The organism is Novosphingobium silvae (assembly GCF_009856825.1).
GTDB classification, from domain to species: domain Bacteria; phylum Pseudomonadota; class Alphaproteobacteria; order Sphingomonadales; family Sphingomonadaceae; genus Novosphingobium; species Novosphingobium silvae.
The window spans coordinates 1-14,546 of sequence record NZ_WVTD01000009.1 but is presented as its reverse complement, the minus strand read 5'-3'; the positions used below and the strand labels follow the sequence as shown (position 1 = coordinate 14,546).

Sequence of the window (14,546 nt, the reverse complement as noted above, 5' to 3'; positions counted from 1 at the left end):
GAGCGCATTAACCGCCGCTGACATCGGTCACCAGCGAGATCGAAGTGAAGCCCGCGCGGTTGAGCTCGCCCATGATCTCCATCACCCGCCCGTAATCGAGCGCCTTGTCGGCGCGCAGCGTGACGAGCGGGGGCTTGCCGTCGGCTCCTGCCGGGGTCGCGGCAAGACGCTCGGCCAGTTCGCCCGGTGCCAGCTCGTCCGCCTCGTAGAAGACCGTGCCGTCGCGGCGGATCGTGATCTGCAGCTGGCCCTGCTCCTCGCTCATCGCCTTCGCGCGGCTTTCGGGCAATTCGATTGGCACGGCGGCCTTGAGAAGCGGCGCGGTGACCATGAAGATGATGAGCAGCACCAGCATCACGTCGACCAGCGGCGTCACGTTGATCTCGGCCATCGGCCCGCGTCCGCCCCGCCGTCGGCCACGTCCCCGGCCGCCGCCCAAGGCGCCCCCCGAGACACCCATCGCCATCAGTGCTGCTCCAGCTGGCGGGTGAGCGCCGCGTGGAGATGGTCGGCGAAGCGCTGCAGGCGCGCCTCGAAGCCGTTAACGCGGTGCGAGAAACGGTTGTAGGCGATGACCGCCGGGATCGCCGCGAAAAGGCCGATGGCGGTCGCGAACAGCGCTTCCGAAATGCCCGGCGCGACGACGGCGAGCGAGGAATTCTGCTGTGCGCCGATGTCGAAGAAGCTTTTCATGATGCCCCAGACCGTGCCGAACAGGCCGACGAAGGGGGCAACCGAACCCACCGTGGCCAGAAAGTTCAGGCGCTCCGAGAGCTTGTCCGCCTCTTCGCCTACGGCCGAGTTCATGATGAGCGCGATGCGCTGGCGCGCGCCTTCTGGATCGACGCGGCCGGTGGCGTTGCGGCGGAACTCGCCAAGGCCCGCACCCGCGACCTTGCCCATCGGCACGTCGCCGCGCTTGCGCTCCTTCTGGTAGGTCTCGAAGTTCTGGGCCTCCCAGAAGCCTTCCTCGTACTCGTCGCAGCGCCGCTGGACCGAACCCATCCGCAGCATGAAAGTGACGATGATCGTCCACACCCACACGCTGGCGAGAAGCAGGCCGGCCATGATCGCCTGCACCACGATGTCCGCGTCGAGAAACAGCTTGACCGGATCGAGCCCCCCGGTCTCTCCGGCGAAGTTGATGGTCGAGGCAAGCAGGTCGAGCGTCATTCTTGTCCTTCCCGTCCGGCGGCGCCTGCTTTCGTTGCAGGCTCGGCAGTGCCGGATGTCGTTATCGGTTCGAGCGAGGCGAAGGCGGCCTGCCATGCCTCGGGCTGTCGGCGCGGTCGTCCTTCAGGACTGATGAACCCCACCTTTACCGTCGCCTCGCAGAGCCGCGTGGCCCCGCAGCGGGCGGTCTGGCGCAAGGTGGCGGAGACGCGGCCGACGGTCTCGGCCCAGGTCTCGATCACCACCACGTCGCCCAGCCTTGCCGGAGCAAGGTAGCGAAGGTTTACCTCCGCCACGGTGTAGAGGCCAAGGCCTTCCTGCAGGGCGGCGCGCTGGTCGATGCCCAGCATGTCCAGCAGGTCGGATCGCGCACGCTCGAACCAGCGCAGGTAATTGGCGTGATAGACCACCCCGCCAGCGTCCGTGTCCTCGTAGAACACGCGAAGCGCGTAAGCATGGACCTGGCCTTCGATCACGCCGGACTGGGCGGTGAGTGAATGTTGAGGTGTGTCCGTCATGCCGGGCGGTTGTGTAACGGGAGAGGTCGTGACTTCAAGCCCGGAGCGCGCGCAAACCGCCTTCCCGGCTGAATTGCACGGTGAAAAAAGAATGAAGGGGCGTTTGCCGCGCCCGGGTCGCGGCACGCCGGGGCCGGGACCGCCGCCCGGGATCAGACGCTATGCCGGTCTCAGTCCGCGATCATCTGGAAGAACTGGCGACCGCCGAAGATGTGGACGTGCAGGTGCGGCACTTCCTGGTGCCCCGCCCCGCCCATGTTGACCATCAGGCGATAGCCCGGCCCGTCCAGCTCCAGCTGGCGAGTGACGTTTCCGACCGCGCGCATGAACCCGGCGATCTCGCCGTCATCGGCCTTGGCGGTGAAATCGTCCCACGAGACATAGGCCCCTTTGGGGATCACCAGGACGTGGACGGGTGCCTGCGGACGGATGTCGTTGAAGGCCAGCGCGTGCTCGTCCTCGTAGACCTTCGAGCACGGCAGCTCGCCGCGCAGGATCTTCGCGAAGATGTTGTTCGCGTCGTAGGGCAGCTTGGGGTCGATCGGCATCGGGTCTCTCTCGGATGATGGCGGGGTTCAGACCTTGGGACGGGAGGCCTTCTCGGCGATGCCCGACACGCCTTCGCGGCGGTCAAGTTCGGCCATCACCTCGGAAAGCGGCACGCCCTTGGCGGAGAGGAGGACCACCAGGTGGAAGATCAGGTCCGCGGCTTCGCCCACGAGCGCCTCGCGCCCTTCGGTCAGCGCGGCGATCACCGTCTCGGTCGCTTCCTCGCCCAGTTTCTGAGCGATCTTGCCGAGCCCCCTGGCATTCAGCTTTGCGACGTAGCTGGATTGCGGATCAGCGGAGCGGCGCTCGGCGATCGTGGCCTCGAGGCGTGCGAGAGTGTCGGGGCTGGTCATGCCATGGCCATGCGGCGGTCAGCGCCGCGGGTCAAGACGGGTCTGCCCGGCGGCGGCTCAGTCCTCGCGCCGCTTGGAAGAGAGCCTGCGGCCCACGGCGACGCCGACGACGCCCATCGCCAGCAGGAGCAGGCTGCTGGGCTCGGGAAGCGGAATGCCGCCCGCCGCATGGGCGGGAGTGGCCGCCAGGAGAGGCAGCGCGAGCGCTGGCAGGCTGCTGAGGAGTTTCACGGATCTTTCCTGCTGGTCGGGAAGGCCAGGAACGCCAGATCGTCGCTCCATCACCGCGAGGCAAGTGCACAGACGCGCCTGTCCCGTATCGGGGCGGTGGAGAAGCGGGTCCTTTCGCGCGGTCACCCGCGCGCCGGAAGCCCGGCGGCACGAAGGGCGGCATGGGCCTCGGCCACGGAGTGCCTGCCGAAGTGGAAGATCGACGCTGCCAGCACCGCGCTTGCATGGCCTTGCGTCACACCCGCGACGAGATGGTCGAGATTGCCGACACCGCCGCTGGCGATCACCGGCACCGACACCGCATCGGCGATGGCGCGGGTGAGCTCGAGGTCATAGCCGTTCTGCGTCCCGTCGCCATCCATGGACGTGACGAGAAGTTCCCCCGCGCCATGCCCGGCAAGCGTAACGGCATGCTCCAGAGCGTCAATCCCCGTCGCCTTGCGGCCGCCATGCGTGAAGATCTCCCAACGCCCCGGCGCGACCCTGCGCGCATCCACCGAGGCGACGATGCACTGCGAGCCGAACCTCGCCGCGATGTCCGCCACGACTTCCGGGCGCGAGACGGCGGCGGAGTTGACCGCCACCTTGTCCGCGCCGGCCAGCAGCAGCGCCCGCGCATCCTCAGCCGTGCGCACTCCGCCGCCGACCGTCAGCGGCATGAAGCACACCTCCGCCGTGCGCTGCACCACGTCGAGCAGGGTGCCGCGCCCTTCGTGGCTGGCCGAGATGTCGAGGAAGCACAACTCGTCGGCTCCGGCCGCATCGTAGGCGCGGGCCTGCTCGACCGGATCGCCGGCGTCCTTCAGATCGACGAAGTTGACGCCCTTGACCACGCGTCCGTCACGCACGTCGAGGCAGGGGATCACACGGACACGCACGGTCATGAGGTCACTCCACCGGCTTGAAGAACAGCAGCACGGCGAAGACCGCCACCACCGCGCACAGAAGGGCGTTGAAAGCGGTGTAGATCGCGAACTTGCGCGGGTTACCGGCGCGCGTCGTCTCCACTTTCACCCGCGCGCGGCTGAACAGCATCAGGCGGGCCCGCCCCTCGCGCCAGTCGCGGTAGGCCCAGAGCGCACCGGGCACGAAGATGGCGAGCGCGAGGACCGCCATGAGACGGTTCTCGTTCACCCTTCGCGCTCCGCCATCCGGATCGCGGCGGCAAGGTCGAGGCGGCCATCGTAGAGGGCGCGGCCGGTGATGACGCCTTCGATCCCGTCGCGCGCGTGGAGGGCGAGAAGGCGGATGTCGTCGAGGCCCTTGACCCCGCCGCTGGCGATCACCGGCAGATCGGTGCGGCGCGCAAGTTCGACCGTCGCGTCGATGTTGCAGCCCTTGAGCAGACCGTCGCGGCCGATGTCCGTGAAGAGAAGGCTGGCAACGCCCGCATCCTCGAAGCGGCGGGCCATGTCGACGATGGAAACGTCGGAAACCTCCGCCCATCCCTCCGTCGCGACCATGCCGTCGCGCGCGTCCACCGCCACTACGATGCCGCCCGGGTACTCCTTCGCCATGTCCCTGACGAACTGCGGGTCCTTGAGCGCTGCGGTGCCCATGACCACGCGGCTGACGCCCAGATCGAACCAGCCCGCCACCGCCTCGGCCGTGCGGATGCCGCCGCCAAGCTGGACGTGGCCGGGAAAGGCCTCGAGAATCGCTTCCACGGCCTCGCGGTTTTCCGCCCTGCCCGCGAACGAGCCGTCGAGATCGACGACGTGCAGGAACTGCGAGCCCGCCTCTGCAAAGAGCATGGCCTGTGCCGCGGGATCGTCGCCGTAGACGGTGGCGCGCGCCATGTCGCCTTCGGCGAGGCGAACGACCTGTCCCTGCTTGAGGTCGATTGCGGGGAATACGATCATGGTCTCAAGGCTTCCATTCGAGGAAACGGGACAGCAGCGAAAGGCCGAACTGCTGGCTTTTCTCGGGGTGGAACTGCACGCCCACCACATTGTCCTTCGCTACCGCCGCCACGAGTCCGCCGCCGTGGTCGGTCATCGCCGCCACGTTCGAGCCGTCTTCGGGTGCGAAGTGATAGGAGTGCAGGAAGTAGGCCTCGCCCGCTTCCACCAGCCCGCCGGAAGGATCGTGGAGGCCGGGCGCCACGTCGTTCCAGCCCATGTGCGGGATCTTGATCGCGGGATCGGTCCGCTCGATCGGGCGCACCTCGCCAGCGATCCAGTCCAGCCCCGGCGTGACGCCGTGCTCCAGACCACGCGTTGCGAGCAGTTGCATGCCGACGCAGATCCCGAGGAAAGGCGTACCGCCCTGGTGGACCCGCTCGCCCATCGCCTCGACCATGCCGGGGATCGCGTGCAGGCCCTTTGCGCAGGCCTTGAACGAGCCCACTCCGGGGAGGACGATGCGGTCTGCCGCTCGCACCGCGTCAGGACTGTCGGTGATCGCCAGGTTCTCGCACCCCGCCGCCCGCAGCGCGTTCGCGACCGAGTGCAGGTTCCCGGCGCCGTAGTCGACGAGCGCGAGCGTCATCCGGCGATGCCCGCCACGCTATCGTCCAGGAAAGAAGGCGCCCATTCGATCACCTCCACGCTGGCGACGCCGCCCGTGACGAAGGGATCCTGCGCGGCAAGGGCGGCGATCGCTTCGCGGCTCTCGCCCACGGCAAGGACGATCCCGCCTTCGCGCGGGACCTTGCGGCCCCAGCCCACGAAATGGCCAGCCTCGCGATTGGTCTTCAGCCAAGCGACATGGTCGGCCAGCAGCGCATCCACGGCCTCGAGCGAGCCGGTGTAGGTCAGCGAGACGATGAAGCTGGCCATCAAAGCGTGTCCTGTCCCAGAATGCCCTTGGTCGAAGGGATCGCGCCGCCCTTGCGCGGGTCGAGTTCCACCGCCGAGCGCATGGCCCGCGCGAAGCCCTTGAAAATGCCTTCGCAGATGTGATGGTTGTTGGTGCCGTAGAGCAGCTCGATGTGCAGCGTGATGCCTACCGCCTGCGCGATCGAGTGAAACCAGTGCTCCACCATCTCGGTGTCGAACTCGCCCAGCTTCTCCTGCGTGAAAGCGGCTTTCCACACGAGGTAGGGGCGCCCGGAGATATCGAGCGACACGCGACTGAGCGCCTCGTCCATGGGGGAATTCACATCCCCATAACGGCCGATCCCGGCGCGATCGCCCAGCGCCTTGGAGATGGCCTGGCCGATGGCGATGGCGCTGTCCTCGGTGGTGTGGTGCTGGTCGACGTGAAGATCGCCCTGGATGCGGCAGGTGATGTCGATCAGCGAATGGCGGCTGAACTGCTCGATCATATGGTCGAGGAAGCCGATCCCGGTGGACACCTTATAGGCGCCCGTCCCATCGAGGTTCACCTCGACTTCGATGTCGGTCTCGTGCGTCTTGCGGATGATCGAAGCTGTGCGCATGGCCGTGCCTATAGACCGGTATGCGACAGAATCAATCGCGCAGCAGTGCTCCGGCGCTGCAATCTTGCCCGCTTCATCGGGGCATTTTCCTTGGATAAATGCAGCCGCAGGGCACTTTTCACGTGCCTTACGGGTTGACCGCAGGAAGAACCATGAGCACGTAGGGCGCGATGAACGATACTCCGCCAGACAGCATGATCCCTTACGACGAAATCGTGCAGGAGGCCCTGCGCGCCGTCGTTGGCCGCGTGCTCGGCCAGGTAGAGGCTGCCGGCGGCGTCCTGCCGGGCGGCCATCACTTCTACATTACCTTCAAGACCGGGGCTCCGGGCGTCAGCATCCCGTCGGACCTGCGCGCGCGCTTCCCCGATGAAATGACGATCGTGCTGCAGAACAAGTTCTGGGACCTGGGCGTGGGCGAACAGGGCTTCACCGTCAGCCTGAGCTTCAACCAGCGCCCGGCCAAGCTGGACATCCCCTTCTCCGCGATCACCGCCTTCGTCGATCCCGCCGTGGACTTCGGCCTGCAGTTCCAGGCGATGGCCGACGACGAGGATGAGGACGATCTCACCGGCGCTGCGGGCAACGACGAATCGGAACGCGACGTCGCTTCGCGCATTACTCCCAGTGAAGACGGCTCCAACGTCGTCTCGGTGGATTTCGGCAAGAAGAAGTGAGCGGGCCCCTCGCCCGCGCCACACAGCGCTAGGGTGCAAGGGCGATGGCAACCAGGTTCAAGCAACAGGCGAGCAAGGCGGTCCGCGTCGTCAAGGTTGCGCCCACAAGCATCAAGAAGCTGGCCGACAACGGCGGCGAACTGCACGGGCCAAGCCCCAACCCCGCCACGAACCTTGTCATCGCCGACATCGTGCTGCGTACCGGAACGACGCTGGCCCGCCGCGCGGTGGAGCGCAGCGTGCTGGGCGCCAGCTACTCGCCCCGCAAGGCCAAGTCGATCCTCAAGGGCCGAACGATCAGCGAGACGCTGCTGCATGGCGCACTCGCCCGCGTGGCGATCGGCTCGGTCCCGGGCGCCATCCTTGTGGGCGGAGCGCTCGTCGCCAAGACCCTCTACGATCGCAGCCGGGCCGGTCAGGCCCGCGCGGAAGGTGCCGCGGACCTGCACGAGCAGGCGAAGGACGGCGTCGAAAAGGCCTGAGGCGCAGGCGGTGCAGCGCGCGGCCCGGCCGATTTCCCCCGAAGCGAACTCTGTCCCCGCTTGATTTGCCGGCCGTCCGCCGCCATCGGGAGCCATGGTTCAGATCGACCCTTCGCCGGAATCGACCGGCACGCTCGCCCGGCGCGGCCTCATGTTCATCATGTCCTCCCCCTCGGGAGCGGGCAAGACGACCATCTCGCGCATGCTGCTCGAGCACGATCCGCACATCTGCAATTCGGTTTCGTGCACCACGCGCCCGCCCCGGCCCGGTGAGGTCGACGGCAAGGACTACCATTTCGTCAGCCAGGAAGAGTTCGACCGCATGGCGGCCGACGGCGACTTCCTGGAGTGGGCGACGGTGTTCGGGCATAGCTACGCCACGCCCAAGGCGCAGGTGAAAGCTGGCCTGAAAGACGGGCAGGACTATCTCTTCGACATCGACTGGCAGGGAACGCAGCAGCTCTACCAGAAGCTGGAGCGCGACGTCGTCCGCGTCTTCCTGCTGCCGCCCAGCATCGGCGAACTGCGCCGCCGGCTGACCGGCCGGGGAACGGACAGCCCCGAGGTGATCCACGGCCGCATGGAGCGCGCGCGCTCGGAGATCAGCCACTGGGACGGCTACGATTACGTCGTCGTCAACGACGACATCGCAAGCTGCTTCGAGCAGGTGAAGAAGATCCTCCAGGCCGAGCGGCTGCGCCGTGCCCGCCAGACCGGTCTGATCGGCTTCGTGCGCGAACTGATGCAGCCCGAGGACTGAGGGCGCAGGAAGCAGCGGACAGGCATGGCGGCAACGCGCCTGGCAGGCGCGAGCGTCACGCCTCTTGTCCCTGCCCGCATCTGTCTCTAGGCCGCGCCGCGACAGATCCAGACTTATTCGGAGACCAAGCCATGTCCGACCTCGCCGCCCAGATCGAAGCCGCGTTCGATGCGCGCGACACCGTCACGCCCGCCAGCGACGATGTCCGCCGGATCGTCGAGGAGGCGCTGGAACTGCTCGATTCGGGCGCGGCACGCGTGGCCGAGCCCGACGGCCAGGGCGGCTGGAAGGTCAACCAGTGGCTCAAGAAGGCGGTCCTCCTGAGCTTCCGTCTCTCCGACAACGCCGTGGTCGAGTACGGCGCGGCCGGCGCGCCTGCGTACGACAAGGTGCCGCTCAAGTTCGCCGGTTGGGACGATGCCCGCTTCAAGGCCGCGGGCGTGCGAGTTGTGCCCGGCGCCGTGGTGCGCCGCAGCGCCTACATCGCCAAGGGCGTGGTGCTGATGCCCAGCTTCGTCAACCTCGGCGCCTATATCGGTGAAGGCACCATGGTGGACACCTGGGCCACCGTGGGCTCCTGCGCCCAGATCGGCCGCAACGTCCACATCTCCGGCGGCGCCGGCATCGGCGGCGTGCTCGAGCCCCTGCAGGCCGGGCCCGTGGTGATCGAGGACAACTGCTTCATCGGCGCCCGCTCGGAAGTGGCCGAGGGCGTCGTCGTCGGCGAAGGCGCGGTGCTCTCCATGGGCGTGTTCATCGGCGCCTCGACCAAGATCGTCGACCGCGCCACGGGCGATGTCCACATCGGCCGCGTACCGCCCTATTCCGTCGTGGTTCCGGGCTCGATGCCCGGCAAGCCGCTGCCCGATGGCACCCCCGGCCCGTCGCTCTACTGCGCCGTGATCGTCAAGACCGTCGATGCGCAGACCCGCTCGAAGACGGGCATCAACGAACTCCTGCGCGACTGAGCCATGCCTGCGGGCGGGGTAGCGCAACCCTGCCCGTCCTGGCGTGTTGTTCGACGCAAAGGGTCCGTCCGCAGGCCCTGAGCAACGGAGACACGCCATGGAACCCCACGGCAAGGAAGTCCACATCGACAAGGTAGAGGCCCGCAGCGGTTCGACGCCCGGCGTCGTGCGCTACGTCCTCCTGATCAGCCTCGTGCTGGTCGTCATCGCGTTCGCCATCATCGTGATGACCGGGGCCCTCAGTTCGCCTGACAACACCGGCGGGCACGCCGATACCCAGCAGGCCGTCACCGAACAGACCGACCAGACGCCCTGATCCGGCGGGCCAGATGCGCGGGCCTGATAACGAGGGATCGTGGGCACGGGTGGAGCGCCTGACATGCCGCAAGATCTGGAGCGTTTCGTGGCCGCGCAGAACGTCGTGCTCGACGATGTGCGCAAGGAACTGGCCCGGGGCGAGAAGCGCAGCCACTGGATGTGGTTCGTCTTTCCGCAAGTGGCGGGGCTTGGGCTAAGCTCCACTGCGCAGTTCTACGCCATACAGGACCTCGCCGAAGCCGGTCGGTACCTTGCCCATCCCGTGCTCGGGCGAAGGCTGGCCGAGTGCACGCAGCTGATGCTGGACTGGGCGCCGCGTCGCAGCGCCTCTGCCATCCTCGGCACCGTCGACGCGCTCAAGTTCTGCAGTTCGATGACCCTGTTCAAAGTCGCCGCGCAAGACACGGGCGGGGACAGCGAGGTTTTTGGACGGGCACTCGAAGCGTTCTGTCAAGGCCCCCGAGACGAGCGGACCCTGCAGTTGCTGCGAACAGATGGTGTCGGAAACCAGCACTCCCGCCCGCGCGAGATCTAGGCGCCATCGGTTCAAAGGGATGCCGGAGAAACCGGAAATTGGCAGGAGCCGCCGACTGCGATGGCACGCAGAGTGACGACTGCGTTCCACCTGATCCGAACCCGTCCGCGAACGAACAGGTGCGGGCCGTCGACGGCTCCTGTCAAATCTGACGACGTAGTCGCCATCTCCTGTGGGATGAGGGCCTAGCTGCAAAGCATTGCCAAGTCGTTAACGATCCTGCCGATGCGGCATCTTGCGTCGTTTTGGGACTGTGTAGAAGTTTGTAAGGTTCTCCGACAGCTTCTGCCTTGGGAAATTACGCCCGGCCTCTCTTAGGAGGCTCACTCGCATCGCCCCGGCGACCAGATCATCTGCCAGCGCCACCCGGCCAAAGGCGCAGTTGATCGGGGTGCGCCCGCACCCTAGCCCTCGGAAAATGGGAGAGTTCGACTACATCATCGTGGGCGGCGGCAGCGCCGGCTGCGTGCTCGCCAACCGCCTCAGCGCGGATCCTCGCAAGCGGGTCCTGCTGCTGGAGGCCGGGGGCAGGGACAATTACATCTGGATCCGCGTGCCGGTGGGGTACCTGCACTGCATCGGCAATCCCCGGACCGACTGGTGCATGTCCACGCAAGCGGAAGAGGGGCTGGGCGGACGAGCGCTCAAGTATCCCCGCGGCCGGGTGCTGGGCGGCTGCTCGTCTATCAACGGCATGATCTACATGCGCGGCCAGGCGGCCGATTATGACGGCTGGAAACAGGCGGGGAACGCGGAGTGGGGATGGGACGACATCCTGCCCTACTTCACCCGCGCCGAGGATCACTACGAAGGCGCCGGTCCCTTTCACGGCCGGGGCGGAGAGATCCGGGTGGAACGCCAGCGCCTGCGCTGGGACATCCTCGAGGCATTCCGCGATGCCTGCGGGGAACATGGCATCCCTCATTCGCGTGACTTCAACACCGGAGACAACGAGGGCGCGGGCTTCTTCCAGGTAACCCAGCGAGGCGGGTGGCGCTGGAGCGCGTCCGACGCCTTCCTCAAGCCGGTGCGCAGCCGCGCCAACCTGAAAGTGGAGACCGGGGCACTGGTGGACCGGGTGATCGTGGAGGAAGGCCGCGCCGTCGGCATCCGTTATGCAGTGGCCGGCTCTCCGCGCGAGGCACGAACCGAGGGCGAGGTGATTCTCGCCGCCGGCGCGATCGGCTCACCCGCGATCCTGGAGCGCTCGGGCATCGGCGATGCCGCACACCTCTCGACGCTTGGCGTAGTCCCTTTGCTGGACCGCCCGGAGGTGGGCGCGAACCTGCAGGACCATCTGCAGCTGCGCTGTGCCTTCCGGGTGTCCGGCGTAGCGACGCTCAATGCTCGGGCAGCCAACATCTTCGGCAAGGCCCTGATCGGGTTGGAGTACATCCTGCGCCGCAGCGGCCCCATGGCCATGGCCCCCAGCCAGCTTGGCGTCTTCACCCGAAGCCACCCGCGCTATGCGACGCCCAATCTGGAATTCCATGTGCAGCCCCTGAGCCTGGCAGCCTTCGGCGGCGCGCTCGACCCGTTTCCCGCTTTCACCGCCAGCGTCTGCAACCTGAGACCGGAGAGCCGCGGCACCACCCGGATCGTGACCACAGACCCGGGCACCGCGCCCGCCATCCGGCCGAACTATCTGTCCGCTCAGGAGGACAGGCGCGTTGCCGCAGACGCGATCCGCCTCACCCGCGCCATCGTGGCGCAGCCCGCCCTCGCCCGATACCATCCCGAGGAAGTGCGCCCCGGCCTTTCCTTCCAGAGCGAGGAGGAGCTTCGCCGCGCGGCGGGCGAGATCGGCACGACCATCTTTCATCCCGTAGGCACAGCGGCGATGGGCACGGTCGTGGATGCGCATCTGCGGGTCAGGGGCATGGGAAGCCTGCGCGTTATCGATGCTTCCGTCATGCCCACGATCGTCTCCGGCAACACGAACGCTCCGACGATGATGATCGCCGAGAAAGGCGCGGAGATGGTGCTGGCGGCATGCAGGCGATGACGCTGGCGCGAGGCGTCACACCAGCAGTTCGCGCGTCCGCTTCACGATCTCGCCAACGTAGTCGCGCGCGGATCTTCCGCTTGCCGCCGCGGCCATCAACGGCACTTTGAGGCCCAGCACCTGCCCGCGCGGCAAGGCCTCGACGAATTCGCGCATCGGCAGTTCGCCCTGCCCAGGGATCATCCGACCGGAAACCGCTTCGCTCATGTAGTCGCCTTCGCCGCGCCGGGGCGCATCGCTCAGCTGCACATGTCCGATCAGCGCGGGATCAAGCTCCGCGATCTGGCGCACGCTGCCGCCGGAGCGGAAGAGATGCATGGAATCGATCAGGACCGTCGCTTTCCCCTCCCCCACGTGGCGCACTGCGTCCAGCGCCTCGTCGAGCGTGCGGATGGTTAAGGCCGGAGAGAACTCGATCGAGAATTCCAATCCCCGCTGCGCCGCCATTTCCGCGAGCACGGCCAGCTGATCGAGCGCGCGCGAGCGTTCCGTTCCCGGGTCGACCGCCCTGACGCGAAGGGCGCCCAGTTCGGCGAACATGTCCAGGTCTGGCGCGCACTCGCCCGGATCGACGCTTGAGGAAACCTCCAGCCCCTCGGCGATGGAGATCGCCACCCCCCGGTCCGTCAGGGCCGCCTTCACCTCCCGAAGCAGGCCCGCGTCCTCGCGCAGGGACCAGGCCGGATAGCCATGGGGATTGAAGCGTTCTGGCAACTGCGACAGGCCCATCGACACGGCCTTGCACCCAAGGTCTGCCGCCAGCGTCACATGCTGCACCGGGTCCATCCCCAGTACCGTCAGCAGTTCAAGGCCGAGCGGATGCCCCATAGACGCGATCTCCTCTCCCGTTCGGGCGCGGTATACAGGCTCGTGCGCGGGCTGGAACGGGCAAATCGTGCAGGGCGCGGCTCCGAGACAAAATACCGGGCGCCGAACGACGATCCGAACGACAAGGCGCGGCGGTCAGTGACGTCCCGCCGCGCCTTGCGCTCCTCCCCTTCCCCGGCTCTTGCCGCACAAGGATCCAGCCGATCCCATGTGCGTCGTTCTCCCTGCGATGTTCTTGTTCTTGGTCCTTGTAAGACGAGACGGGCCCGGCTTTGCGCCGCGTTCCCTCAGACGAGCATGCGCTGCAGGCGTGCCAGAGCGCGGTCGATCTCTGCGCGAGCGGCGTCATCCACCTCACCATGCACTACGGAGTAGACGATGCGCCCGCCCTGCAGCGAGGCACCTGTCATGGCACCGTCCTCGACATGCGTGCCAGCCGCCTGCGCCAGCCAACCGACGCCACAAAGGGCAACGGTGCGGCGGAAAGCACCAGCCCGACGTGCAAAGCTGTCAGGAATCGCTTCATGACACCATCCTCTTCCCCGCGGCGGTGTCGTGATGCCCGCCATCTGGTAGGGCAATTCGTATCATCCACGAAGGTCGTTTCAAAGCGAACAATGCTCAGGATCCTTTGATGCGTTCGCTTTCCGCAGCGCAGTAGACCCAGCGCTGACAGGGGGCCGACCATTCGCCGCCCGCCAAGATGAACATCGTTCCCGTTCCTTCGGCCTGCAGAGCCGGTTTGATCAAAGGCAGCCCATGCGAGCGGGGGAGAGTGCCAGGCCCCGGCAACCGCGATGACGCCCCACAGCCTGCCATCGATGCTGCATATGCACATGCCACCTTCAGGCGAGGAAGGCGGCGAATCGCCCTTCTTCCGTGCGGCGGCAACCCTCCCCGGATGGCCTGCGTTGCACGGGCGGCACCGAATCACTCACCAGAAAGGCCTCGAATGACCACCAATTCCGCTTCCGCCCGCTACGAAGGTCTGGGCAAGGCCGGCAAGGGCTCGATCACGACACGCTCGGGCGTACTGAGCGACCAGCCCTATGGTTTCGGCACTCGATTTGAGGGCCAGCCGGGCACCAACCCCGAGGAACTGATCGCCGCCGCGCATGCTGCCTGCTTCACCATGGCGACGAGCTTCGCACTGGCCGCAGCCGGCCACGCGGACGGCACGCTCGACACCCAGTGCACCGTCACTCTCGAGAAGGATGGCGACGGGTTTGCCGTCACCCGCTCGGCGCTGACGCTGAACGCCTCGATCCCCGGCATCGCGCCCGAAGACTTCGCCCGGATCGCCGACGAGGCCAAGGCGAACTGCCCCATCTCCAAGCTGCTGAACTGCGAAGTCACCTTGGAGAAGTCGCTGGAGGGTTGAACCCGCCGGCTGGCGTTTGCCGATCCGATCGGGCAATGCACGCGGGCGCGGCGACCATCGCCGCGCCCGTTTCTGTGAATGAGGAAGATCGTGGCCGGCGAAGACGAAGACTACCTCTATGACGAGGAAAGCGGAGAGTGGCTGCCGGCGGGCGAGCTTGCCGCGCGGCGCGCTGCCGCAGACCGCGTCGAAGTGCGCGACGCCGTGGGTAACATCCTGGCGGACGGCGATCAGGTGACGCTCATCAAGGATCTCGAGGTTAACAGCGCGTTGACGAAGTCGGTGTGATCTGATTCAGCCTGGATACGGAAAGAAGGCGGTCAGCGACGATGGCGATGCGACGTGATGGTGATGTGCAGGCGGATCTGATCGTGTCGTGGTCAGAT

Annotated in this window: 22 protein-coding genes and 1 pseudogene; 9 read left to right on the top strand and 14 right to left on the bottom strand. The window is 66.9% G+C overall.

The window, feature by feature from the left end:
- Window positions 1-7: 7 nt before the first annotated feature.
- From GR702_RS12680 to hisB, 12 genes are all read right to left on the bottom strand, one after another.
- Window positions 8-466, bottom strand: coding sequence for an ExbD/TolR family protein (locus GR702_RS12680; RefSeq protein WP_160986271.1), 459 nt, complete (start codon window positions 464-466; stop codon window positions 8-10).
- Window positions 466-1,173: a protein TolQ gene (gene tolQ, locus GR702_RS12675; protein WP_160986270.1), complete on the bottom strand. Its 708-nt coding sequence runs from the start codon at window positions 1,171-1,173 to the stop codon at window positions 466-468. Before tolQ ends, GR702_RS12680 begins: the two co-directional genes overlap by 1 nt.
- A complete protein-coding gene (locus GR702_RS12670; RefSeq protein ID WP_237449693.1) occupies window positions 1,170-1,691 on the bottom strand; it encodes a YbgC/FadM family acyl-CoA thioesterase in 522 nt (173 codons plus the stop codon). The genes tolQ and GR702_RS12670 overlap by 4 nt, the downstream gene beginning before the upstream one ends.
- A 170-nt stretch (window positions 1,692-1,861) precedes the next feature.
- On the bottom strand, window positions 1,862-2,239 hold the full coding sequence (locus GR702_RS12665) for a histidine triad nucleotide-binding protein (RefSeq protein ID WP_160986269.1): 378 nt from the start codon (window positions 2,237-2,239) through the stop codon (window positions 1,862-1,864).
- A 27-nt stretch (window positions 2,240-2,266) separates the two neighbouring features.
- Entirely contained in the window at window positions 2,267-2,593 is a 327-nt protein-coding gene (locus tag GR702_RS12660) for a phosphoribosyl-ATP diphosphatase (protein WP_160986268.1), read from the bottom strand.
- A 57-nt stretch (window positions 2,594-2,650) separates the two neighbouring features.
- Entirely contained in the window at window positions 2,651-2,824 is a 174-nt protein-coding gene (locus GR702_RS22320; protein ID WP_160986267.1) for a PEP-CTERM sorting domain-containing protein, read from the bottom strand.
- A 122-nt stretch (window positions 2,825-2,946) separates the two neighbouring features.
- The gene (gene hisF / locus GR702_RS12650; RefSeq protein ID WP_160986266.1) at window positions 2,947-3,708 is read right to left on the bottom strand and encodes an imidazole glycerol phosphate synthase subunit HisF; all 762 of its coding nucleotides are present in this window, start codon (window positions 3,706-3,708) and stop codon (window positions 2,947-2,949) included.
- A 4-nt stretch (window positions 3,709-3,712) separates the two neighbouring features.
- The gene (locus tag GR702_RS12645) at window positions 3,713-3,958 is read right to left on the bottom strand and encodes a hypothetical protein (protein WP_160986265.1); all 246 of its coding nucleotides are present in this window, start codon (window positions 3,956-3,958) and stop codon (window positions 3,713-3,715) included.
- Complete coding sequence (gene hisA, locus GR702_RS12640) at window positions 3,955-4,686, bottom strand: 1-(5-phosphoribosyl)-5-[(5-phosphoribosylamino)methylideneamino]imidazole-4-carboxamide isomerase (RefSeq protein ID WP_160986264.1); 732 nt, start codon at window positions 4,684-4,686, stop codon at window positions 3,955-3,957. The genes GR702_RS12645 and hisA overlap by 4 nt, the downstream gene beginning before the upstream one ends.
- 4 nt (window positions 4,687-4,690) lie before the next feature.
- On the bottom strand, window positions 4,691-5,314 hold the full coding sequence (hisH, locus tag GR702_RS12635) for an imidazole glycerol phosphate synthase subunit HisH (protein ID WP_160986263.1): 624 nt from the start codon (window positions 5,312-5,314) through the stop codon (window positions 4,691-4,693).
- Window positions 5,311-5,604 (bottom strand): YciI family protein, encoded by a 294-nt coding sequence (locus tag GR702_RS12630; protein ID WP_160986262.1) that lies wholly within the window; start codon window positions 5,602-5,604, stop codon window positions 5,311-5,313. Before GR702_RS12630 ends, hisH begins: the two co-directional genes overlap by 4 nt.
- Window positions 5,604-6,206 (bottom strand): imidazoleglycerol-phosphate dehydratase HisB, encoded by a 603-nt coding sequence (hisB, locus tag GR702_RS12625; RefSeq protein WP_160986261.1) that lies wholly within the window; start codon window positions 6,204-6,206, stop codon window positions 5,604-5,606. The genes GR702_RS12630 and hisB overlap by 1 nt, the downstream gene beginning before the upstream one ends.
- 170 nt (window positions 6,207-6,376) lie before the next feature.
- On the opposite strand from hisB, the gene GR702_RS12620 reads away from it, so the two are divergent.
- The 7 genes from GR702_RS12620 (at window position 6,377) to GR702_RS12590 (ending at window position 11,951) form a co-directional block, all read left to right on the top strand.
- Window positions 6,377-6,883 carry an SspB family protein gene (locus tag GR702_RS12620; protein WP_160986260.1) on the top strand — a complete coding sequence of 169 codons (507 nt, stop codon included), beginning with the start codon at window positions 6,377-6,379 and terminating at the stop codon, window positions 6,881-6,883.
- A 44-nt stretch (window positions 6,884-6,927) separates the two neighbouring features.
- The gene (locus GR702_RS12615) at window positions 6,928-7,365 is read left to right on the top strand and encodes a hypothetical protein (protein ID WP_160986259.1); all 438 of its coding nucleotides are present in this window, start codon (window positions 6,928-6,930) and stop codon (window positions 7,363-7,365) included.
- Between the two features lie 94 nt (window positions 7,366-7,459).
- Window positions 7,460-8,125, top strand: coding sequence for a guanylate kinase (gmk, locus tag GR702_RS12610; protein ID WP_160986258.1), 666 nt, complete (start codon window positions 7,460-7,462; stop codon window positions 8,123-8,125).
- A gap of 131 nt (window positions 8,126-8,256) precedes the next feature.
- Window positions 8,257-9,093 (top strand): 2,3,4,5-tetrahydropyridine-2,6-dicarboxylate N-succinyltransferase, encoded by an 837-nt coding sequence (dapD, locus tag GR702_RS12605; protein WP_160986257.1) that lies wholly within the window; start codon window positions 8,257-8,259, stop codon window positions 9,091-9,093.
- Between the two features lie 97 nt (window positions 9,094-9,190).
- Window positions 9,191-9,409 carry a hypothetical protein gene (locus GR702_RS12600; RefSeq protein WP_160986256.1) on the top strand — a complete coding sequence of 73 codons (219 nt, stop codon included), beginning with the start codon at window positions 9,191-9,193 and terminating at the stop codon, window positions 9,407-9,409.
- A 63-nt stretch (window positions 9,410-9,472) separates the two neighbouring features.
- Window positions 9,473-9,946 carry a DUF1810 domain-containing protein gene (locus GR702_RS12595; protein ID WP_160986255.1) on the top strand — a complete coding sequence of 158 codons (474 nt, stop codon included), beginning with the start codon at window positions 9,473-9,475 and terminating at the stop codon, window positions 9,944-9,946.
- Window positions 9,947-10,364: 418 nt separating this feature from the next.
- Window positions 10,365-11,951 (top strand): GMC family oxidoreductase, encoded by a 1,587-nt coding sequence (locus GR702_RS12590; RefSeq protein WP_160986254.1) that lies wholly within the window; start codon window positions 10,365-10,367, stop codon window positions 11,949-11,951.
- 15 nt (window positions 11,952-11,966) lie between these two features.
- Here the strand turns inward: GR702_RS12590 and GR702_RS12585 are convergent, their stop codons facing one another.
- Together GR702_RS12585 and GR702_RS22555 are read right to left on the bottom strand one after the other, a co-directional pair.
- Window positions 11,967-12,779 carry a sugar phosphate isomerase/epimerase family protein gene (locus tag GR702_RS12585; RefSeq protein ID WP_160986253.1) on the bottom strand — a complete coding sequence of 271 codons (813 nt, stop codon included), beginning with the start codon at window positions 12,777-12,779 and terminating at the stop codon, window positions 11,967-11,969.
- Between the two features lie 287 nt (window positions 12,780-13,066).
- Window positions 13,067-13,189 carry a hypothetical protein gene (locus GR702_RS22555; RefSeq protein ID WP_272916674.1) on the bottom strand — a complete coding sequence of 41 codons (123 nt, stop codon included), beginning with the start codon at window positions 13,187-13,189 and terminating at the stop codon, window positions 13,067-13,069.
- Window positions 13,190-13,731: 542 nt separating this feature from the next.
- Between GR702_RS22555 and GR702_RS12580 the strand changes: the two genes are divergently transcribed.
- Both GR702_RS12580 and GR702_RS12575 read left to right on the top strand, forming a co-directional pair.
- Window positions 13,732-14,160 (top strand): OsmC family protein, encoded by a 429-nt coding sequence (locus GR702_RS12580; protein ID WP_160986252.1) that lies wholly within the window; start codon window positions 13,732-13,734, stop codon window positions 14,158-14,160.
- A gap of 78 nt (window positions 14,161-14,238) precedes the next feature.
- A pseudogene (locus GR702_RS12575) lies at window positions 14,239-14,430 on the top strand (PhnA domain-containing protein); the annotation flags it as partial.
- Window positions 14,431-14,546 lie beyond the last annotated feature (116 nt).